This window comes from Streptomyces sp. NPDC001513 (assembly GCF_042894695.1).
In the GTDB taxonomy this organism is placed as follows: domain Bacteria; phylum Actinomycetota; class Actinomycetes; order Streptomycetales; family Streptomycetaceae; genus Streptomyces.
The window spans coordinates 77,723-91,051 of the sequence record NZ_JBIAVU010000005.1; the positions used below are offsets into that span (position 1 = coordinate 77,723).

The following is a 13,329-nucleotide window of genomic DNA, read 5'->3' on the forward strand; positions in this document are numbered from 1 at the left end:
GCCAGCGTAGGGACGCGAGGTGCGTCAGCCCATGGAGGCGACGCCGGTGGCGTACGAGGTGTCGCACACGGGTCGGGCGAACGACTGGGCCTTCGTGGGGCCGTACGCGTCGACGGCGGCCCGTCCCAGTGCCCGGGCGATCCCCACGCAGTGCTCGGCGAGCGACGGCCGCCGGTTCACCTCCTGCTGGAGGTGCGTGAGGACGTCGTCCGGCGCCTGGCCCTGCTGCAGATCGCCGACGAGCTGCTCGCGCAGCACCTCGTGCGCGGCGCGCGGCTTCGCCGGGGCGGAGACGCCCTCGGCGGAGGCGGTCAGGATCTGGGAGGAGGACGTGTCCGCCCAGGGGACCATGGTGACCGCGAGGGTCCCGGACAGGACGAGGACGACGGGCAGGACCAGGGCGAGGGATCGGCCGATACGGCGGGCAGTGTGGGTCACGAGGGCGAGAGTAGCGCTCGGTGAAGATTTGGCGACATTTAGTCACCCTGTCGAGGGACGGTTCGACGTGGCTTTTCGAATTGCGGGTTGACGGAGGGGGCCGAATGGCCCGGTCTGCCGGAGTTGGGCAACGCACGGCGGAGGGGCGCCCCTTGACGGAACGCCCCTCGGTCAAGCCGTGTTGCGGAGTCGGCCGCTCGGTCGGAGAGCCGCTCGGTCGGAGCCGCTCAGCCGGAGAGCCGCTCGCCGGAGGAGGTCGAGAACACGTGGATCTCGTCGGCCCGCGGCACCACGTGCAGGCTGGAGCCCTTCTCGGGCACCTGGCGGCCGTTGACGCGGACCACGAGGTCCTGCGCACCCTTCTCCCCCGGGGTGGAGCCGTACACGTAGCCGTCGGCGCCGAGTTCCTCGACGACGTTCACGTCGATGGTCAGGCCGCCGGTCTCGGCGAGGTCGAAGTGCTCGGGGCGCACGCCGACCGTGACGGTGCGGTCGCCCGCGTCGGCCGCGGCGGACAGCGCCTCGCGGGACACCGGGACGACGCTGTCGCCGAACTTCACGCCGCCGTCGGTGATCGGGACCTCGACCAGGTTCATGGCCGGGGAGCCGATGAAGCCGGCCACGAAGAGGTTCGCGGGACGGTCGTACATGTTGCGCGGGGTGTCGACCTGCTGGAGCAGCCCGTCCTTCAGGACGGCCACGCGGTCGCCCATCGTCATGGCCTCGACCTGGTCGTGGGTGACGTAGACGGTGGTGATGCCGAGGCGGCGCTGGAGGCCGGCGATCTGCGTACGGGTGGACACGCGGAGCTTGGCGTCCAGGTTCGACAGCGGCTCGTCCATCAGGAACACCTGCGGCTGGCGGACGATCGCGCGGCCCATCGCGACGCGCTGGCGCTGACCGCCGGAGAGCGCCTTGGGCTTGCGGTCGAGGTAGGGGCGCAGGTCGAGGATGTCGGCCGCCTCCTCCACCTTCTTGCGGATGGTGCCCTTGTCCACGCCGGCGATCTTGAGCGCGAAGCCCATGTTGTCGGCGACGGACATGTGCGGGTAGAGCGCGTAGTTCTGGAACACCATCGCGATGTCCCGGTCCTTGGGCGGCAGGTGCGTGACGTCGCGGTCACCGATGCGGATGGAGCCGCCGTTGACGTCCTCCAGGCCGGCGAGCATGCGCAGCGAGGTGGACTTGCCGCAGCCGGAAGGGCCGACGAGGACGAGGAACTCGCCGTCCTCGATCTCCAGCTCCAGCTGGTCGACGGCGGGCTTGTCGCCGCCGGGGTACAGCCGGGTCGCCTTGTCGAAAGTGACAGAAGCCATGGTGATGAATCCCTTCTACCGGCAGGAACGTGCCGGACGATCCGAGTGGAAGGAAGAATGGGTCTAGTCCAGTAGCACCGGACTCCGCCCGACGCTACCTGCCGCGACGCCGTCTGTCAGCACCCGGGGGCGGGGGATCGGTGGACGGGGGATCGGCGGGCGGGCCCCCGGCCCCGGGCCCGGCTCAGGTGGTGGTGTCCGAGGGCGGTGCGGGTTTCGTGTGGAGGATCTCGCGGGCCTGGTCCGCGGCGCGGGCGATGCTCTCGGCGATGAAGTCGACGTAGCGGGCGATGTTCTCCAGGCGGGTGGCGGCCGGCGTGCCGGGGCCGAGGACGCTGACGCCCTGGCGTGCGGTCTCGGCGAGCAGGGCGTTGGCGCGGGCGCCGGCGATCGTCGACTGGTACATGACGTCGTCGTCGACGACGTAGCGCTCGCGGCGGCGTTCGTCGCGTTCCCGGCGGATGAGGCCCTGGCTTTCGAGGAACGTGATCGCCTTGGAGATGGACGCCGGGCTGACGTCGAGGCGCTGGACGAGTTCGGACGCGGTGAGGCTGCCCGCGTCGGTCGTGTAGAGGGACGCGAGCACCCGGGACGTCATCGTGGGCAGGCCCTGCGCGGTGAAGAGGGTGGTGAACGTCTCCTCGTACGCGCGCACGGCCTCGGCGTCGCGTCCGTGGGCCTGCTCGGGCGCCTGAGATCCCCGGGGTGCGGGCTGCCTGCGCCGGTGGGCGCGGCGTTCGGTGGCGCGGTGGGCCAGCTCCGCGCGGTAGGTGGCGGGGCCGCCGTTGCGCATCACCTCGCGGGTGACCGTCGAGGTGGGGCGGTCGAGGCGTCTGGCGATCTCCGCGTAGGCGAGGTCGTCGGCCAGCCCCAGCGCGATCTGCTGGCGTTCCTGCTGGGTGAGTCTGCCTCCCGGCATCGCGGTCTCCTTCGTGGTGCGGTGTCGCTCCAGCATAGCGTTCACTCTTCATTCATTGCAACGTGGTGAGTGGGGTTTGTTGCATTGAAATCAAAGCCATTGCAATGAAATACCTGCCGTGAGCTGCATTGATTGGATCGGTGCGCAACGAGTGCGTTGCCAGATCTGTGAATGCAACGTAGCTTTTCGTTCATCAGAAACGGCGGGCCGACAGGGAGCCCGCCACTGGAGAAAGAGAAGAACGATGCAGAAGTTCGCCACCGCCGCGCCCGTCTCCGCCGTCCTGGACATCGCCGCGGGCCGCATCCGCCTCATCGCCGCCGACCGCGCCGACACCACCGTCGAGGTCCTGCCCGCCAACGCCTCCAAGGGGCGCGACGTGAAGGCGGCCGAGCAGACCACCGTCGAATACGCCGACGGCATCCTGCGGATCAAGACCCCCGAGGGGAAGAACCAGATCCTCGGCCCCTCCGGGTCCGTCGAGGTCACCGTGCAGCTGCCCGCCGGCTCCCGCGTCGAGGCCAAGGCGGCCAGCGCCGAGTTCCGCGGCGTCGGACGCCTCGGAGACGTCGCCTTCGAGGGCGCCCAGGCCACCGTCAAGCTCGACGAGACCGCCGCCGCCCGCCTGACGCTGATGGCCGGCGACGTCACCGTCGGACGCCTCGGCGGCCCCGCACAGATCAGCACCCAGAAGGGCGACATCACCATCGCCGAAGCCGTCCACGGCACCGTCGACCTGCGCACCCAGGCCGGCGACCTGACCATCGGCGCCGCCCGCGGAGTCTCCGCAACCCTCGACGCCGGCACCACCCACGGCCGCATCAACAACACACTCCGGAACACCGACGGCGCCACCGCCGCCCTCACCATCCACGCCACCACCGCCTACGGCGACATCACCGCCCGCAGCAACTGACCCGCAGACCCTGAGGAGCTTCCATCATGACCAACCTGGCCATCGCGGCGAACGGGCTGCGCAAGTCGTACGGCGACAAGGTCGTGCTCGACGGAGTCGACCTGACCGTCCCCGAGGGAACGGTCTTCTCCCTGCTCGGTCCGAACGGCGCGGGCAAGACGACCGCCGTGAAGATCCTCTCCACCCTCGTCGGCGCCGGTCCGGGCACCGGTGAGGTCCACGTCGGCGGCCACGATCTGGCCGCCGCCCCGCAGGCGGTGCGGGCGGCGATCGGTGTCACCGGGCAGTTCTCCGCGGTGGACGGGCTGATCACCGGCGAGGAGAACATGCTCCTGATGGCGGACCTGCACCACCTGTCCAAGCGCGAGGGACGGCGGGTCATGGCCGAGCTGCTGGAGCGCTTCGACCTCGTCGAGGCCGCGAAGAAGCCCGCCTCCACCTACTCCGGCGGCATGAAGCGCCGCCTGGACATCGCGATGACGCTGGTCGGCAGCCCGCGGATCATCTTCCTCGACGAGCCGACCACCGGCCTCGACCCGCGCTCCCGGCACAACATGTGGCAGATCATCCGCGAACTCGTCACCGGCGGCGTCACCGTCTTCCTCACCACCCAGTACCTGGAAGAGGCCGACGAACTCGCCGACCGCATCGCCGTCCTCAACAACGGCAAGATCGTCGCCGAAGGCACCGCCGAGGAACTCAAACGACTCATCCCCGGCGGACACGTCCGCCTGCGCTTCGCCGACCCGGCCGCCCACCGCGCCGCCGCCCTCGCCCTCCCCGACACCACCCGGGACGACGAGGCCCTGTCCCTCCAGATCCCCAGCGACGGCAGCCAGCGCGAACTGCGCACCCTCCTCGACCGCCTGGACACCGCCGGCATCGAAGCCGACGAACTGACCGTCCACACCCCCGACCTCGACGACGTCTTCTTCGCCCTCACCGGCAGCACCCACACCGCCGGCGCCCACACCATCCCCAACCAGCCCAGCCAGCCCAACCAGGCCAAGGAGAACCTCCGATGAGCTCCCTCACCCTCGCCCTCCGCGACTCCACCACCATGCTGCGCCGCAACCTGCTCCACGCCCGGCGCTACCCGTCGCTCACGCTGAACCTGCTGCTGACGCCGATCATGCTGCTGCTCCTCTTCGTCTACATCTTCGGCGACGTGATGAGCGCCGGCCTCGGCGGCGCGGACCGGTCCGCGTACATCGCGTACGTCGTCCCTGGCATCCTGCTGATGACCGTCGGCGGCACCGTCGTCGGGACCGCGGTGTCCGTCTCCAACGACATGACCGAGGGGATCATCGCCCGCTTCCGTACCATGGCGATCCACCGCGGGTCGGTGCTCATCGGGCACGTCGTCGGCAGCGTGCTCCAGTGCGTGATGAGCGTGATCTTCGTCGGCGCCGTCGCCGTGGCCATCGGCTTCCGCTCCACCGACGCCACGGCCCTGGAGTGGCTGGCGGCGCTCGGGCTGCTCGTGCTCTTCGCCACGGCGCTCACCTGGATCGCCGTCGGCATGGGCCTGATCAGCCCGAACGCCGAGGCCGCCAGCAACAACGCGATGCCGATGATCCTGCTGCCGCTCCTCTCCAGCGCGTTCGTCCCGGTGGACGCGATGCCGGGCTGGTTCCAGCCGATCGCCGAGTACCAGCCCTTCACGCCCGTCATCGAGACCCTGCGCGGCCTGCTGCTCGGCAGCGAGATCGGGCACAACGGATGGCTCGCGGTGCTGTGGTGCCTGGGGCTCGCGGTGCTCGGCTACTTCTGGTCCGCCGCCAAGTTCAACCGCGACCCGAAGTAACCGGTCGGGTGACGTCCACAGCTTTCAATCTGATGGCCCGGGGAAGAGCGGTCTGTGTAGAGTGATGGCGGCTTGCCTCCTTAGCTCAGCTGGCCAGAGCACCGCTCTTGTAAAGCGGGGGTCGTCGGTTCGAACCCGACAGGGGGCTCCGTACCCGAAGGCCCCGGACCTGCTTGGTCCGGGGCCTTCGGCATGCCCTGGGCGCGGGCGGCGGGCGCCGGTGCGGCCCGGTTCGGCCCGGCCCGGGCTTCAGTGGCGGCCGGAGATGCGGTCCGCCAGGCGGGCCAGGGGGGTTGTCGTGGGCCGGTGGGTGGCCGTCTCGCGGCGGTCGGCCTCGCGGTAGGCGGCGTAGAGGGCCTGCACGCCGAGCCAGCGGAAGGGCTCCGGCTCCCAGCGGCGGACCTTGTGGCCCACCCAGGGGAGGGCGGTGAGGTCGGTGGACTCGCCCAGGACCAGGTCGCGCAGGGTGCGGGCGGCGAGGTTGGCGGTGGCGACGCCCGAGCCGACGTAACCGCCGGCCCAGCCCAGGCCCGTGGTGCGGTCCAGGGTGACGGTGGCGCACCAGTCGCGGGGCACGCCGAGGACGCCGGACCAGGCGTGCGTGATCTCCGTACCCGTCAGCTGCGGGAAGAAGGAGAAGAGGAGGGCGCTCAGGGCCTCGATCGTGGCGGGCTGGGTGCGGCCGTCGTTGTCGGTGCGGGAGCCGAAGCGGTACGGGACCCCGCGGCCGCCGATCGCGATGCGGTCGTCGGCGGTGCGCTGGGCGTACATGTACGCGTGGGCCATGTCGCCGAGGACCGGGAAGTCCGACCAGCCCAGTTGGGCCCAGGTCTCGGCGGGCAGCGGGGCGGTGACGATCATCGAGGAGTTCATCGGGAGCCACGAGCGCTTCTGGCCCTTGAGCGCGGCGGTGAAGCCCTCGGTGCAGCGCAGGACGTACGGGGCGCGGACGGTGCCGTACGGGGTGACGGCGCGGCGGGCGGCGATCTCGGTGACGGGGGTCGACTCGTGGATGACGACGCCGAGGCGTTCGCAGGCGGCGGCGAGGCCCTTGACCAGCTTGAGGGGGTGGATGCGGGCGCCGTGCGGGCTCCAGCTGGAGCCGACGGCGTCGGCGATGTTGATGCGGCGGTGGGTCTCGGTGGCGTCGAACAGTTCGCGGTCGCTCTCGCCGAAGGAGAGTTCGGCGGCGTGGAAGGCCTTGAGCCGGCCGAGCTGGGCGGGGGTGCGGGCGACTTCGAGGACGCCGCCGCGGTGGACGTCGGCGTCGATGCCTTCCTTGGCGGTGACGTCGATGACCTCGGTGACCGTCTCGTTCATGGCGTTCTGGAGGCGGCGGGCGGCGTCGTGGCCGTGGAGCGCGGCGTAGCGGTCGCGGCCGGCGATGCCGTTGTAGAGCCAGCCGCCGTTGCGGCCGGAGGCGCCGTAGCCGCAGAACTTCTGTTCCAGGACGGTGATGTGCAGGTCGGGGGCGGCCTGCTTGAGGTAGTAGGCGGTCCACAGGCCGGTGTAGCCGCCGCCGACGATGACGACGTCGGCGGTGGAGTCGGCGGTGAGGGGGGCGCGGGGTGGGGTGGCCGCGGTGCCGGGGTCGGTCGCGTACCAGAAGGAAATACCGCCGTTGATCGTCATGGGGGAGTTGGTACACCCGGTTCCGGTGGGGCGTCCAGGGGCCGGTTGTCGTGTGTTGGGGCGGGTTTCCAGGCCGGATGGCCGATGTGGGAGGGGTGGCGGGGGCCGTAGGGTGGTGGAGGTTTGTCATGTTTCCGGGTGAGAGGTTCGGTTGATGACGGGCGGCATACGCAGGACAGGGCGCGCGCGGCGGATCGTCACGGGGGTCGCGGCGGCGGTGCTGTCGGTCGGGGCGGTGGCCGGCTGCGGGGCGGGAGCGAGGGGGCCGTCGCGGAGGCCTTCGCGCGGACGCTGAAGGGCGCGGGGATCGGCTAGCCCGACTTGTTCGGATCTCGTGGGGCTACCTTCGGATCATGGTGGACTTCGCGGAGATTCCGGACGGCTTGGTCGAGGCGCAGCTCAGGTTCAACGGTGACGAGGGACGGGAGTTCATCGCGGCTCTGCCGGGGCGGGCCGCGCGGTTCCTGGAGCGGTGGGAGCTGCGGTGCACCGGGCCGGCCATGCACGGGGTGACGGCGTTGGTGCTGCCGGTGGAGCGGGCCGACGGGAGTGCGGCCGTACTGAAGCTGGTCGCGCTGGACGAGGAGAGCGCGGGGGAGCCGGTCGCGCTGCGCGCGTGGGGTGGGCGGGGCTGCGTACGGCTCCTGGAGCACGACGCGGAGACGGGCACCCTGCTGCTGGAGCGGCTGGACGAGCGGCGGCACCTGTCGGCGCTCGCGCGGCGGGACGCACGGCGGGCGGTGGGGGTGGTCGGGGAGCTGCTGGCGCAGCTGACGGCGGTGCCCGCGCCGGCCGGGCTGCGCGGGCTGGGCGAGATCGCGGCGCGGATGCTGGAGGACGTACCGCGGGTGGTCGGGCGGCTCGCGGACGCGCGGGAGCGGCGGCTGCTGCGGGACTGCGCGGCGGCGTTGGCGGAGGTCGCGGGCGAGCCGGGGGACCGGCTGCTGCACTGGGACCTGCACTACGACAACGTCCTGGCGGGCGGCCGCGAGCCGTGGCTGGCGATCGACCCGAAGCCGCTGGCGGGGGATCCGGGCTTCGACCTGCTGCCGGCGATCGTCAACAACTTCCGTGCGCAGGAGGTGCGGTGGCGGTTCGACCTGCTGGCGGAGGCGGTGGGACCGGACCGCGAGCGGGCCCGGGCGTGGACGCTGGGGCGGGTGCTGCAGAACTGCCTGTGGGACCTGGAGGACGGCGAAGAGCACCTGGACGAGCAGCAGTTGACGGTCGCGGAGGTACTGCGGGGTCGGTGACGTGGGGCGTCGTCCGCCGTGACGGCGCCTAGGCTGCGGGCATGATCCGTAACGCCGAAGTCGCCGATGTGCCCGTCATCCACGCGATGATCCGCGAGCTCGCGGAGTACGAGAAGGTGCCGCACGAGGCGCGGGCGACCGAGGAGCAGCTGCGGGAGGCGCTGTTCGGGGACCGCCCGGCGGTGTTCGCGCACATCGCGGAGACGGACGACGGCGAGGCGGTCGGCTTCTCGGTGTGGTTCCTGTCCTTCTCCACCTGGCGCGGGGTGCACGGGATCTACCTGGAGGACCTGTACGTACGCCCGGGCGTGCGCGGCGGCGGCCACGGCAAGGCGCTGCTGGCGGAGCTGGCCCGCACGTGCGTGGAGCGCGGCTACGAGCGGCTGGAGTGGTCGGTCCTGAAGTGGAACGCCCCGACGATCGCCTTCTACGAGGCCTTGGGCGCGCGCCCGCAGGAGGAGTGGTCGGTCTACCGCCTGACGGACGGACCCCTGGCCGACCTGGGCTCACCGGCCGCCACCCGCTGAGCGCGCCGCCCCCTGCGTTGGCCGCCGGGGTCCGGCCGCCCGGCTACCCGACGGCGGGGACCGGGTGCTCCGGGGAGTCGAGCCAGGCCCAGGGGGTTCCGTCGGGGCGCATGGTGAGGCCGAACCGCTCGAACCCCGGCTGCCCCTGGCCGTTCCACCAGGCGTACGCGGCCCTGAGTTCGTCCCACAGCTCCCGCGGCCCGGACTGGTACACCTCGAACTCCTCCGCGCCGGGCACGAAGTCCACGGATGCCCAGGAGGTGACCTCGGTGTCCCGGAGCCAGAGCGTGTAGCTCCCGTCGTCGTACTGCTCCGGGTAGGGGAACATCCCTTGTGTCTGGAGTCCGATGGCGAACATGGGGAGCCAGCCGGCCACGGCCTCCGGGGGCAGGGAAGTGGTCGTCCGGCGGCCGTCGGCGGGCCAGGGCCTTCCGCCCAGGTACTCCTTCACGTGTGTCCGGTAGGCGCGTTGCTGCCGCAGTCGCATGAAGGCGGAGGAGCCGACGAACGGGCCGGACGCCCCTCCGTCCTCCTCGACGGTCAGGCGGACCACGGCCTCCCCGCCGTACTCCGTGGCGTAAGGGGAGACGATGATCCCGCCGGGTCGGGTCTGCCGGACGATGTCCGCCGGGATCTCCCGGAGGGAGGCCGTGATCAGTACCCGGTCGTACGGGGCGCAGGCCGGCCAGCCCTGGGAGCCGTCTCCGACGACGGCCACCGGGTTGTACCCGGCGGTGTCCAGGCGGGTTCGGGCCGTGGCCGCGTTCTCCGGGTCGAACTCGATGGTGGTGACGTTCTCCGAGCCGACCCGTTCGGAGAGCAGAGCCGCGTTCCAGCCCGTACCGGTCCCCACCTCCAGGACCTTGGAGTCCGGCTGGACGTCCAGGGCGGCCAGCATGGAGAACACCATGGAGGGTTGGGAGTTGCTGCACGTGGGGACCTTGCCCCGGCCGGGCCCCGGGTGGTTGCCGTCGTCCCACTGGGTGGTCAGGGAGGTATCCGAGTAGACCGCGCGGAACCAGCCCTCAGGGTCGGTCCGGCGGTCGATGCTCGCCACCGGTCCGCCGTCGGCCGGTCCGACTCCGGGCCAGATCACATCCGGGACGAACGACTCCCGGAGCACGGCTTGATAAGTGGAGAGCCAGTCGGAGGTCAGGGCCCCGGAGTCCATGAGCCGGGAGGCCAACCCCTGGGGGCCGGCCTCCGTCGTGGCGCGTTCGGTCACTTGGTGCCGCTGCCCTTCGTGTCGCTGTGGCCGGAGTCCTGGCCCTCCGAGCCACCTCCGCCGTGACCGGCGCCCGACTGGCCGTCGTCCTGCTGGCCTCCGCCCTGGCCCGAGCCGCTGCCTCCGCCGTGCTGTCCGCCCATGAACGTGCTCCTTCTCGTGAGGGATGAGTGGTGCTGTGGGCCGCCCCGGCTGATCGGTGGATCGGTCACCGGGGCGGAGTCTGTGGGGTGCGGTCAGTCGGACCCTGGGGTGAGGGCCCTGGGGTGAGGGCCCTGGGAGTGCGGTCCGGCCGGGCCTGCATCTGCCGTTCTCCGGCCTCTGCCAGAAACTCCAGAAGGGGACTTCCCGGAGTCAGGTGGCGGGAGAGTTGGGCGGTCCATTCGCTCCGTTCCCGAAGGTCACGGAGCTGGGCCGCTATGTCGTCCCAGGACTCTGGCATCGGTCCCGGCGGGGCGCTCACTGCGCCGTCTCCTGACTCCGCCGGTTTGCTTCGGCCACCCTGGCATTCAGCCGCTGGGTACTCCCGGTTGCCGGGCGGTACTCGGGACACACCGGTCGGCCGCACTCGCACGGACGCCACTTCAAGGCGTTGCCGGGACTCAGGTCTGGGCCCTCGAACCGTGCCCAACCGGGTTCCGTACCGTCCGGATGGCTGTCGCGTGCGCTCATCCGGTCCCCCGCTTCAGGACCTGCGTCAGTTTCATGGCGACGTCGGGGCGGACACTGCCCAGTCTCACCAGCCCCGGGCCGGGCGGTGCCGGGTCGATGCCCAGCGAGGGGAGAACGATTCCGGCGGCCATCAGCGATTCGCGCAGCGACTCCACGACCGCGCTCGGGGTCACTGTCTCCAGTTCGTGCGAGCTGTCCATGAGAGGGACGCTAGGGCCGGGTACCAGGCGCTCTGGGGGCTGATTCGCCGGGATTCTCGGGCTGAGTCGTGATCTTCCGACGGATTCTCAGGAGATGTCGAGAGCGCGCCGGGCGCGGGCGATCACACGGTGGGCGTCGGCGCCGTAGACCGCGGAATCGGAGAGTGCCTGCCAGACCTTCCGGTACACGCCGACGCTGTCCGCGTCGTCCAGCCAGAGTTCCGCGTGCCAGTCCTCCGCGATCACCAGGCGGTCGTCGTACAGCCAGAACCCGTTGGCCGGCGGGATCTTCAGGGAGGCGCCGAACGGGACGATGCCCAGGGAGACGGTGTCCAGCCCGAGGACGCCCGCCAGGCGGTCGAGCTGGGCGGCCAGCACGGGAGGAGGGCACACGAGTGCCCGGAGCGCGGCCTCCCACATCACGATGTGGAACGTGCGCCCCGGCTCGTACAGCATCTCCTGCCGCTTCACGCGGGCTCGTACGGCTCCCTCGGTGTCCCGTACGGACTGGTGGAGGTCGGCGTAGCGGGTGAAGACGTGGCGGGCGTACTCGGCGGTCTGGAGCATGCCCACGACCGTGGAGCCCTGCCAGACGTGGAACGTCCTCGTGCGTTCGTACTCGGCCGTGAGCGTGTCCTGGACCGGCTTGTGGCCCGCGGCGAGCTGTCTGCGCCACGCGCGGGACCGGGACTCCAGGCTCCGGAGCCGGGTGATCAGCTCCTCCGCCGCCTGCGGATGGCCGGTGGCGTCCGCCCACGCCAGCAGGTCGTCCGCCGTCGCGGTTTGGCGTCCGGTCTCCAACTTGCTGATCTTGGACTGGGTCCAGCCGAGCAGGACCGCCAACTGGCGGCCGGTGAGCCGCCGATCGGTGCGCAGCTCGCGCAGCCGCGCACCGAGGGCGACTCGTGCTTGTTGGAAGTCGGTGCTCACTCGGCGGACGGCACCTGGTCCGCGAAGGTCTCGTACGGGACGGCGTGGTGCCACGCGGCGTCCCGGACCTGGCAGGCGCGGGCCACCTCGACGGGGTCCGTGACCAGTTCGACGCTGGTCATCCGGTCGTCGTCATCGAAGTGGAGCCGGGCGATGACCCGGGAGTCGAAGAGCCAGAAGTCCCCGTCGGGGAGTTGGAGCCGCTCGGCCTCGGAGCGCCACAGGTTGCGGATGTCTTCGCCCACCGCGCTGTTGCGGCGGGCGTTGTCGAGCAGGTAGCGCTGACCGGGGGTGGGCGGGTTGTCGGCGATCCGCACCCGCTCGAAGCGCTTGCCCAGGGCGGACTGTTCGCGCCGGGACACGCACCAGGGGTCGTCCAGGTCCCAGCCGGCGTCCTCGCCCCGAATGAACCGCTGGTAGGTCCCGGTCTCCTCGTCCGACTGGTAGCGGCGCCGGGTCTCCAGGCGCCAAGCCGTGTGCGCGAAGGTCCGGAACATCCCGGCGAACTCCTCGAAGCCGATCAGCACGGGCGTCCTTTCCGCGTCCCGGGGCGCGAAGTCGGCCAGGAGTGCGCGCGGGACGACCACGAACCCCTCCCCATCCTTGACGTTCCGGAGCTGCGCCACGTCCTGGGGGTCGGTCACCGCGTCGCCCTGGACCAGAACCTCCCCGGTGTCCAGGTCCTCGTACAGGGTCGGGCATCCGTCGTTGCCGGAGTTGGTACCGATGAATCGGAGTCGCCGTGCCATGGCCGTTCCCCCTCCCACCAGCGGACAAGTCCCGACCAGGATGGGGCGGACGCATCTTCCCTGTCCTGCGTGATTCGCAATGATTCTCAGGACCGACGCAAAAAGGCCCCCTGCTACGAGGTCTCAAGGGTGTGGATGCTCCGGTCAGTGGACGGATGGACACCGGCCACTGGCCGAATGGTTCAGGTCCCCGAGCGCAAGCCGAGGACGCTGTGCAGTACGACTCCAGGAAGTGCATCGTTGCTGGAGGACGTCGGGGTGGTCGGTTCCACCAGCCGAGTTCGTAGCTCGGTAGCGTCCTCACCCAGCACGATCGCGCTGAGTACCAACTCCAGCGTCAGTGCGTTCCGCATGTCCGATGTGCCGCCGTAGCGCTCCGGATCGGATTCGACCATGGCGCCGGCGATCGCCCACCCTCCGCCCTCGGCGGGAACGAATGCTGCTTCGAAGATCTCGAAACCGGTCCAACTGCGGTGCAGAAAGACCACGTTGTCTTCCGTGAAGACATCCCACTTCTCATCCATGTCCGCTGATCGGTAACCGAGTTGTATGCGCTCCCACTGGTCATCCGTCCACTTCCGGGTCGGCAGGACAGACATCGGGCGGGGGACAGAGAGAGGCGTGAGGTCGTGGAACGACGACCTGGTCACACGTGCGTCAGCGGGCATGGCCAGATCGTACGGACCCTCCGGTTGGCGGGACCAGACGGTCTGGGGCGACGTGCGAATACCAGGTTCGTGTCACT

15 protein-coding genes and 1 tRNA gene are annotated in these 13,329 nt (G+C 70.7%); 6 read left to right on the forward strand and 10 right to left on the reverse strand.

Annotated features, from left to right (window positions below):
* Positions 1–24: 24 nt before the first annotated feature.
* The 3 genes from ACFYZ4_RS12290 to ACFYZ4_RS12300 all read right to left on the reverse strand — a co-directional run bounded on the left by ACFYZ4_RS12290 (position 25) and on the right by ACFYZ4_RS12300 (position 2,673).
* On the reverse strand, positions 25–438 hold the full coding sequence (locus ACFYZ4_RS12290; RefSeq protein ID WP_351300007.1) for a hypothetical protein: 414 nt from the start codon (positions 436–438) through the stop codon (positions 25–27).
* 227 nt (positions 439–665) lie between these two features.
* The gene (locus ACFYZ4_RS12295; protein ID WP_351300004.1) at positions 666–1,754 is read right to left on the reverse strand and encodes a sn-glycerol-3-phosphate ABC transporter ATP-binding protein UgpC; all 1,089 of its coding nucleotides are present in this window, start codon (positions 1,752–1,754) and stop codon (positions 666–668) included.
* A gap of 184 nt (positions 1,755–1,938) precedes the next feature.
* Positions 1,939–2,673: a helix-turn-helix domain-containing protein gene (locus ACFYZ4_RS12300; RefSeq protein WP_351300001.1), complete on the reverse strand. Its 735-nt coding sequence runs from the start codon at positions 2,671–2,673 to the stop codon at positions 1,939–1,941.
* A gap of 244 nt (positions 2,674–2,917) precedes the next feature.
* Between ACFYZ4_RS12300 and ACFYZ4_RS12305 the strand changes: the two genes are divergently transcribed.
* From ACFYZ4_RS12305 to ACFYZ4_RS12320, 4 genes are all read left to right on the forward strand, one after another.
* A complete protein-coding gene (locus tag ACFYZ4_RS12305) occupies positions 2,918–3,589 on the forward strand; it encodes a DUF4097 family beta strand repeat-containing protein (RefSeq protein ID WP_390783849.1) in 672 nt (223 codons plus the stop codon).
* A gap of 26 nt (positions 3,590–3,615) precedes the next feature.
* Positions 3,616–4,614 (forward strand): ATP-binding cassette domain-containing protein, encoded by a 999-nt coding sequence (locus ACFYZ4_RS12310; protein WP_390783850.1) that lies wholly within the window; start codon positions 3,616–3,618, stop codon positions 4,612–4,614.
* The gene (locus ACFYZ4_RS12315; protein WP_351292838.1) at positions 4,611–5,396 is read left to right on the forward strand and encodes an ABC transporter permease; all 786 of its coding nucleotides are present in this window, start codon (positions 4,611–4,613) and stop codon (positions 5,394–5,396) included. Before ACFYZ4_RS12310 ends, ACFYZ4_RS12315 begins: the two co-directional genes overlap by 4 nt.
* Before the next feature lie 74 nt (positions 5,397–5,470).
* Positions 5,471–5,544, forward strand: a tRNA-Thr gene (locus tag ACFYZ4_RS12320).
* Positions 5,545–5,645: 101 nt separating this feature from the next.
* Here the strand turns inward: ACFYZ4_RS12320 and ACFYZ4_RS12325 are convergent.
* Positions 5,646–7,028 carry an NAD(P)/FAD-dependent oxidoreductase gene (locus ACFYZ4_RS12325; protein WP_390783851.1) on the reverse strand — a complete coding sequence of 461 codons (1,383 nt, stop codon included), beginning with the start codon at positions 7,026–7,028 and terminating at the stop codon, positions 5,646–5,648.
* A gap of 353 nt (positions 7,029–7,381) precedes the next feature.
* Here ACFYZ4_RS12325 and ACFYZ4_RS12330 point away from each other — a divergent pair, with 353 nt between their 5' ends.
* Both ACFYZ4_RS12330 and ACFYZ4_RS12335 read left to right on the forward strand, forming a co-directional pair.
* On the forward strand, positions 7,382–8,281 hold the full coding sequence (locus ACFYZ4_RS12330) for an aminoglycoside phosphotransferase family protein (protein ID WP_390783852.1): 900 nt from the start codon (positions 7,382–7,384) through the stop codon (positions 8,279–8,281).
* Positions 8,282–8,322: 41 nt separating this feature from the next.
* Positions 8,323–8,808 carry a GNAT family N-acetyltransferase gene (locus tag ACFYZ4_RS12335; RefSeq protein WP_390783853.1) on the forward strand — a complete coding sequence of 162 codons (486 nt, stop codon included), beginning with the start codon at positions 8,323–8,325 and terminating at the stop codon, positions 8,806–8,808.
* 43 nt (positions 8,809–8,851) lie between these two features.
* Here ACFYZ4_RS12335 and ACFYZ4_RS12340 read toward each other — a convergent pair whose 3' ends face one another.
* The 6 genes from ACFYZ4_RS12340 to ACFYZ4_RS12365 all read right to left on the reverse strand — a co-directional run bounded on the left by ACFYZ4_RS12340 (position 8,852) and on the right by ACFYZ4_RS12365 (position 13,252).
* The gene (locus ACFYZ4_RS12340; protein WP_390783854.1) at positions 8,852–10,033 is read right to left on the reverse strand and encodes a methyltransferase domain-containing protein; all 1,182 of its coding nucleotides are present in this window, start codon (positions 10,031–10,033) and stop codon (positions 8,852–8,854) included.
* On the reverse strand, positions 10,030–10,176 hold the full coding sequence (locus ACFYZ4_RS12345; RefSeq protein ID WP_390783855.1) for a hypothetical protein: 147 nt from the start codon (positions 10,174–10,176) through the stop codon (positions 10,030–10,032). The genes ACFYZ4_RS12340 and ACFYZ4_RS12345 overlap by 4 nt, the downstream gene beginning before the upstream one ends.
* A 525-nt stretch (positions 10,177–10,701) precedes the next feature.
* Positions 10,702–10,905, reverse strand: coding sequence for a hypothetical protein (locus ACFYZ4_RS12350; protein ID WP_390783856.1), 204 nt, complete (start codon positions 10,903–10,905; stop codon positions 10,702–10,704).
* Between the two features lie 87 nt (positions 10,906–10,992).
* A complete protein-coding gene (locus tag ACFYZ4_RS12355; protein WP_390783857.1) occupies positions 10,993–11,835 on the reverse strand; it encodes a helix-turn-helix domain-containing protein in 843 nt (280 codons plus the stop codon).
* The gene (locus ACFYZ4_RS12360) at positions 11,832–12,584 is read right to left on the reverse strand and encodes a DUF6879 family protein (RefSeq protein WP_390783858.1); all 753 of its coding nucleotides are present in this window, start codon (positions 12,582–12,584) and stop codon (positions 11,832–11,834) included. The genes ACFYZ4_RS12355 and ACFYZ4_RS12360 overlap by 4 nt, the downstream gene beginning before the upstream one ends.
* Before the next feature lie 182 nt (positions 12,585–12,766).
* Positions 12,767–13,252, reverse strand: coding sequence for a hypothetical protein (locus tag ACFYZ4_RS12365; RefSeq protein ID WP_390783859.1), 486 nt, complete (start codon positions 13,250–13,252; stop codon positions 12,767–12,769).
* Positions 13,253–13,329: the final 77 nt, after the last annotated feature.

Bases quoted from the DNA above. Each gene is read 5' to 3' on its own strand.
- ACFYZ4_RS12295 (WP_351300004.1), bottom strand. From the start codon at position 1,754: ATGGCTTCTGTCACTTTCGACAAGGCGACCCGGCTGTACCCCGGCGGC.
- ACFYZ4_RS12300 (WP_351300001.1), bottom strand. From the start codon at position 2,673: ATGCCGGGAGGCAGACTCACCCAGCAGGAACGCCAGCAGATCGCGCTG.
- ACFYZ4_RS12305 (WP_390783849.1), top strand. From the start codon at position 2,918: ATGCAGAAGTTCGCCACCGCCGCGCCCGTCTCCGCCGTCCTGGACATC.
- ACFYZ4_RS12310 (WP_390783850.1), top strand. From the start codon at position 3,616: ATGACCAACCTGGCCATCGCGGCGAACGGGCTGCGCAAGTCGTACGGC.
- ACFYZ4_RS12315 (WP_351292838.1), top strand. From the start codon at position 4,611: ATGAGCTCCCTCACCCTCGCCCTCCGCGACTCCACCACCATGCTGCGC.
- ACFYZ4_RS12325 (WP_390783851.1), bottom strand. From the start codon at position 7,028: ATGACGATCAACGGCGGTATTTCCTTCTGGTACGCGACCGACCCCGGC.
- ACFYZ4_RS12330 (WP_390783852.1), top strand. From the start codon at position 7,382: ATGGTGGACTTCGCGGAGATTCCGGACGGCTTGGTCGAGGCGCAGCTC.
- ACFYZ4_RS12335 (WP_390783853.1), top strand. From the start codon at position 8,323: ATGATCCGTAACGCCGAAGTCGCCGATGTGCCCGTCATCCACGCGATG.
- ACFYZ4_RS12345 (WP_390783855.1), bottom strand. From the start codon at position 10,176: ATGGGCGGACAGCACGGCGGAGGCAGCGGCTCGGGCCAGGGCGGAGGC.
- ACFYZ4_RS12350 (WP_390783856.1), bottom strand. From the start codon at position 10,905: ATGGACAGCTCGCACGAACTGGAGACAGTGACCCCGAGCGCGGTCGTG.
- ACFYZ4_RS12360 (WP_390783858.1), bottom strand. From the start codon at position 12,584: ATGGCACGGCGACTCCGATTCATCGGTACCAACTCCGGCAACGACGGA.
- ACFYZ4_RS12365 (WP_390783859.1), bottom strand. From the start codon at position 13,252: ATGCCCGCTGACGCACGTGTGACCAGGTCGTCGTTCCACGACCTCACG.